Consider the following 5,488-nt stretch of genomic DNA (forward strand, 5'->3'; position numbering starts at 1 on the left):
AGAACATGGTGGCCGGCGCCCTGGGCCTCGACCGCAACCGCGGCGACCAGATCAAGGTGGTGTCCATGCCCTTCGAGAACGGCCTGGCCGATCTTCCCGGGGTGGAATCGAGCCCCGTGGATCTGTTTTGGCAGTTCTGGCCGCTGATCAAGTATGCCCTGCTCGCCCTCGGCGCGGCGCTGGTCTACTTCATGCTGGTGCGGCCCATGGTGCGCACCATCAAGAGCGAGGCCAAGCTGGTCGAGCACTACAAGACGGTGCAGGAGCTGGAATCGGAGATGAGCCAGACCGGCATGCTGCCCGGACCCAGGGATCCCCTGGCGCAGATCCGCAACGAGGTGCTGGGCGGCCAGGCGACACCGGCCCAGGTGATCAAGACCTGGCTCAAGGAAAGCTGAGGACCTAGGCGATTCCCATGCAATATTCCAAACTTTCCGGTGTTGAAAAAGCGGCCATCCTGCTCTTGTGCCTGGGCGAGGAGGCCTCGGCCCAGATTTTCGCTGAACTCGATGATCTCGAGGTGCGCATGATCAGCCGCTGCATGATGTCCATCGATCATGTGCCCGCCGACATCGCCCGCGAGGTGCTCAACGAGTGCCGCCAGATCCAGAACAAGAGCGTCGGCCTGTTTGTCAACGGCAACGACTTCGTGCGCCGCGCCATCGCCGGCAGCGGCGACGAGGACCGCGCCGAGCATCTTCTCGAACAGGTGGCCAGCGGCACCGAGGGCCGCCCCCTGGAAACCATCTCCATGATGCAGCCGCGCATGGTGGGTAGTTTGCTGGAAAGCGAGCACCCCCAGACCATCGCCCTGATTCTCTCCACCCAGAAGTCGGACCACGCCGGCCGCATCGTCTCCTATCTGCCGGAGGAACTCCAGGCCGACGTCATGTACCGCGTGGCCAAGATCGACCGGGTCTCGCCCGAGGTCATCGCCCAGATCGAGGACGCCCTGCAGCGCGAGATCGGCGTGGTGGTGAGCAAGGAGCAGAAACAGGTGGGCGGCATCGACAAGGTGGTGGAGATTCTCGGGCGCCTCGACAAGGGCGGCGACCGGGCCATTCTCGCCTCCCTGGAGGCCACCGACCCGGAGATGGCCGAAGCCATCCGCAAGAAGATGTTCACCTTCGACGACCTGGTCAAGCTCGACAACCGCTCGCTGCAGATGGTGCTGCGCGAGATTAACAACGACACCCTGACCCTGGCCCTCAAGTCGGCGTCCGAGGAGATCAAGACCAAGATCTTCGGCAACATCTCCCAGCGCGCCGCCGAGATGATCCAGGAAGACCTGGAGGCCATGGGGCCGGTGCGGGTCTCCGAGGTGGAGGCCATGCAGCAGATGATTTTGCAGGTTGCCCTCAAGCTCGAGGAGGAAGGTCAGCTGGTGATTCCGGGCCGCGGCGGGGAGGATGCTCTTGTCTAGGGTGCTGCGTTTGAGTGAGCCGGTGGGGCTCAAGACCCTGCGCTTCCTCGACTTCGACGCCGCGGGTGAGCTCGAAGGCGCCGGTGGGCTGGGCATTTTCGTCGCCGAAGAGCTCACCGCCGCCGCGCCGGTGATCGAGAGTGCGCGCGCCGTCGCCCCGGCCAACGCCGGAGCGACCCGCGAACAGTTGGCCGAAGCCCAGCGCGAGGGGCGCCGGCAGGCCATGGAGGACGGCGCCGGGCAGCTGGTGAGCGCCGCCGATGCCCTGAGCCAAGCCCTGGGGGACATCAGCCGCCTGCGGGCGAGCTTGCTGAAAAACAGCGCCGAGGACATGGTGCGCCTGGTGATGGCGGTCGCCGAGCAGGTCATCGGCGCCGAGATCGCCGTGCGCCCCGAGTTCATTCAAGACACCCTGGCCCGCGCCATGCAGCACGTGCTCAAGGCCGATGAGTACCAGATCCGCGTCCATCCCGCCGACCTGGCGGTGGTCATGGAGCACAAGCCCCTGTTTCTCGCCGGTCAGAGCGGCCACGGCAACATTCGCATCGAGGCCGACGAGAGCATTTCCCGCGGCGGCTGCGTGGTCGAATCGAGCCTCGGCCAAGTGGACGCGACCATCGAAAGTCAACTTGCCGACATCCGGCAACGCCTGCTCGAGCACCTCGGGGGCGGCTGATGGAGGCCTTGCTGGAGAGCCTCCGTGCGGGTCCCGCCCTGCGCGTGCTGGGCAAGGTGACGCGCATCGTCGGCCTCATCGTCGAGGGCTACTGCCCGGAAGCCTCCGTCGGCACCCTGTGCGACATCACGCCCCTGGGCGGCGGCGCGCCGGTGCCCGCCGAGGTGGTGGGCTTTCGCGACTCCCAGGCGCTGCTCATGCCCCTGGGCGAATTGCGCGGCCTGGGGCCCGGCAGCCTGATCCGGGTGCGCCGCTCCAGCGCCACCCTGGCGGTGCATGACGGCCTGCTCGGACGGGTCATCGGCGCCATGGGCGAGCCCCTCGACGAGGGGCCGGCTCTTACCGGCGGGCAGGAAATGCCCCTCTACGCCCTGCCGCCCGGCCCCCTGCAGCGCAAGAAAATCGAAGAGCCCCTCGATCTCGGCGTGCGCGCCATCAACGGCCTGCTCACCAGCGGCCTCGGCCAGCGCATGGGCATCATGGCCGGCTCCGGGGTGGGCAAGAGCGTGCTGCTCGGCATGATGGCCAAGCACGCCCGCGCCGATGTCAACGTCATCGCTCTGATCGGCGAGCGCGGCCGCGAGGTCATGGAATTCATGGAACGCGACCTGGGGCCCGAGGGCCTGGCGCGCTCCGTGGTGGTGGTCGCCACCTCGGATCAGTCGCCGCTCTTGCGCATGCGCGGCGCCTTCGTCGCCACCACCGTCGCCGAGTATTTCTGCGCCCAGGGCGCCAACGTGCTGCTGATGATGGATTCGGTGACGCGCTTCGCCATGGCCATGCGCGAAGTGGGTCTCGCCATCGGCGAGCCGCCCACCACCAAGGGCTACACGCCGTCGGTGTTCGCCACCCTGCCCAAGCTCCTCGAACGCGCCGGTTCCTTTCGCGGCCAGGGCAGCATCACCGGCCTCTACACGGTGCTGGTCGAGGGCGACGACATGAACGAGCCCATCGCCGACGCGGTGCGCTCCATCCTCGACGGCCACATCGTGCTCTCCCGCGCCCTGGCGGCGAAAAACCACTATCCCTGCATCGACATCCTCGCCTCGGCGAGCCGCGTCATGCGCGACATCGTGTCCCCCGAGCACCAGCGCTTCGCCGGCCAGGTGCGCGAGATTCTCGCCACCTACAAGGAAGCCGAGGATCTCGTCAACATCGGCGCCTACGCCAAGGGCAGCAACGCCAAGATCGACTACACCCTGACCCGCATCGACGCGGTCAACGAGTTCCTGCGCCAGGGCATGGAGGACAAGGTCGATCTGGAAACCACGCTGAAAAGCATGGAAGGTCTGGTGCTCGACCGGCGCAAGGAGTTGCGTTGAGGTGGTTGCTTCACGGATTTGCTTGAACCGCTGAAAGGCTGAGTCATGAAAAACCAGTTCAAGCTGCAACCCGTCTTGAATTATCGCCAGATCCTTGAGGACCAGGCCAAGCAGGAACTGGCGCGCAGTCTCCAGCAGGAAGCCGAGTTGCTGGGACGGCTCACCGCCGAGGAGCAGGAGCTGGAGCAGCTCTACCGCGACTACGAACAGCGTCAGCGGGCCGGCATCGGCTGCGCCGAGATGCTGTTGTTCCAGAACCGCATCAGCCACAAGGTCGAGACGGTGGCGCGCCTGCTGGATGCCATGGAGCGCCTGCGGCAGCAGATCGTCCGCAAGCGCCAGGGCCTCACCGAGGCCAGCCGCGAGAAAAAGCTGCTGGAAAAGCTCAAGGAAAAAAACGATGAGGAATTTCAGCAGGAGCTCAAGCGGCGCGAAGGCATCGTGCTCGACGAGGTCGCCGTGCAATTTCACCGGAGATAGGCCATGAAAAGCGTTGTGTCGTCATTGCTGGTCGCCCTGCTGGTGCTGGCGCCCCTGGCCGCCCGGGCCGCCTCGGTGGAGGAGCGCCGCATTCTCACCGAGCTCCAGGAGCAGCGCCGCGCCCTGACGGAAAAGGAACAGGTTCTGGAGCTGCGCGAAATGGAGCTAAAGACTCTGCAGGCCGAGGTCGATAAGAAAATCGAGGAGCTGCGCGAGCGCCGCGAGGAGCTGGCCGCCATGCTGGCGCGGAAGGACGCGGCGGAAATCCAGAAGGCCCAGGAACTGAGCAAGATGTACGAAAAAATGGATCCCAACATCGCCGCGGGCATCATCGCCAACCTCGACAAGGATCTCGCCGTTGCCATTCTCGAAGGCATGCGCGCCAAATCCGCCGGCCGTATTCTCGCCGGCATGGATCAGGACGTCGCCGCCGCCCTCACCGTTTCCTATTCCAGCCTGGCGCAGTAAGGGCGTCCGGCGGATTCACGCAGGACCATTTTTCGCGGAAAGGAGGTGAAACGACATGCAAACTCCCATGATTGACATGACCCAGCTGTTGCCCGGTCTTCCCGCCTCCGCGAGCGCGGGGAAGGGAACCGCGACGGATTTCGCCCAGCTGCTGCAACTGTTCGCCGGCGCTCAAGCCCAGGGCGATCTGCCCCTGATGCTTAAGGTGGACCAAGGCAGCGCTCAACCGGGCGCCGAGAACGAGGGCCTCGCCGCGTTTCTCGAAGCCTTGGGCGCGGGTCAGGCTGTGCCCGTCCCGGCCCCGCCGGAACCGGACGCGGAGGTGCCTGCTCCGGTCGCGGCTTCGGTCGCCGAAGCGATCGCTCCGCAAGCGCAACAACCCCTGATCGCTCCGCAACCCGTGACGGCGCAGCAACCCGTGACGGCGCAGCAGTTTTCTCCGTCGGAACAGTCCCCGCTGGTCGCTTCGGACCTTCCCGCGTCGCAGGAAGAAACCCTGGACGAAGGGTTGCCCAGGCCACAGCGGCCGGTCGCGGAACGCTCCGCCGCTGAAGCGGTTCCGTCCCGGCCCGTTCAGGAGGGCGAAATCCGTAAAACCGCGGATGCAGCCCCAGAGCAAGGCAAGCTGGAGGCGTCTTCGCGGCAGCTCCCCGCCGCCTTGTCCGCCGTGTCCCCCACGGATGTGCGCTTTGCCGCGCTCATTCAGCCGCGCGCCCAGCAGGTCGAGGCGGGGCGTCCCGGTGAGGCCGCGCGTTTCGAGGCGCCGGCCGCCGCGGGCCAGGGCCAGGCCGGTGAAGCACCGCGCGTGGAGAGCGCGGCATCCGGCCAGGGACAATCCGATCTGGGTTCGCTCCTCAACCGCAACAGCACCGCTGAAACGGTTGCGCCGCCGACCCACCCGGCCACGGAAAACGCTCAGGCTTTTACCCTGGAAGCCGCCCGGCCCGCCGCGCCCGCGGCGGAACCGACCGTTCCGGCCGGGCTGCGCCTGGCCAACGGCACGCTGCTGCCCGACAACCAGCTGCTCAACCAGGTGGTCGAGCGCTTGAGCCTGCGCGGGCAAGGCGAGGGCAGCCGCATGACCCTGCGTCTGCATCCCGAGGAACTGGGCGAGCTGCG

The 5,488-nt window shown here is 66.5% G+C and carries 5 protein-coding genes and 2 pseudogenes; all 7 read left to right on the top strand.

The window, feature by feature from the left end; genetic code table 11:
- Positions 1–398 (top strand): annotated as a pseudogene (locus QAT43_RS13885) (flagellar basal-body MS-ring/collar protein FliF); the annotation flags it as partial.
- A gap of 17 nt (positions 399–415) precedes the next feature.
- Complete coding sequence (fliG, locus tag QAT43_RS13890; RefSeq protein WP_305043685.1) at positions 416–1,423, top strand: flagellar motor switch protein FliG; 1,008 nt, start codon at positions 416–418, stop codon at positions 1,421–1,423.
- Between the two features lies 1 nt (position 1,424).
- The gene (locus QAT43_RS13895; protein WP_305043686.1) at positions 1,425–2,099 is read left to right on the top strand and encodes a FliH/SctL family protein; all 675 of its coding nucleotides are present in this window, start codon (positions 1,425–1,427) and stop codon (positions 2,097–2,099) included.
- The gene (locus QAT43_RS13900; RefSeq protein ID WP_442900272.1) at positions 2,099–3,421 is read left to right on the top strand and encodes a FliI/YscN family ATPase; all 1,323 of its coding nucleotides are present in this window, start codon (positions 2,099–2,101) and stop codon (positions 3,419–3,421) included. The genes QAT43_RS13895 and QAT43_RS13900 overlap by 1 nt, the downstream gene beginning before the upstream one ends.
- A 45-nt stretch (positions 3,422–3,466) precedes the next feature.
- Positions 3,467–3,901 (top strand): flagellar export protein FliJ, encoded by a 435-nt coding sequence (fliJ, locus tag QAT43_RS13905; RefSeq protein WP_305043688.1) that lies wholly within the window; start codon positions 3,467–3,469, stop codon positions 3,899–3,901.
- Between the two features lie 3 nt (positions 3,902–3,904).
- On the top strand, positions 3,905–4,369 hold the full coding sequence (locus QAT43_RS13910) for a MotE family protein (protein WP_305043689.1): 465 nt from the start codon (positions 3,905–3,907) through the stop codon (positions 4,367–4,369).
- 55 nt (positions 4,370–4,424) lie between these two features.
- Positions 4,425–5,488 (top strand): annotated as a pseudogene (locus QAT43_RS13915) (hypothetical protein); the annotation flags it as partial.

Source organism: Geoalkalibacter sp. (assembly GCF_030604225.1).
Classification (GTDB): domain Bacteria; phylum Desulfobacterota; class Desulfuromonadia; order Desulfuromonadales; family Geoalkalibacteraceae; genus Geoalkalibacter.

Bases quoted from the DNA above. Each gene is read 5' to 3' on its own strand.
- QAT43_RS13910 (WP_305043689.1), top strand. From the start codon at position 3,905: ATGAAAAGCGTTGTGTCGTCATTGCTGGTCGCCCTGCTGGTGCTGGCG.
- fliJ (WP_305043688.1), top strand. From the start codon at position 3,467: ATGAAAAACCAGTTCAAGCTGCAACCCGTCTTGAATTATCGCCAGATC.
- QAT43_RS13900 (WP_442900272.1), top strand. From the start codon at position 2,099: ATGGAGGCCTTGCTGGAGAGCCTCCGTGCGGGTCCCGCCCTGCGCGTG.
- fliG (WP_305043685.1), top strand. From the start codon at position 416: ATGCAATATTCCAAACTTTCCGGTGTTGAAAAAGCGGCCATCCTGCTC.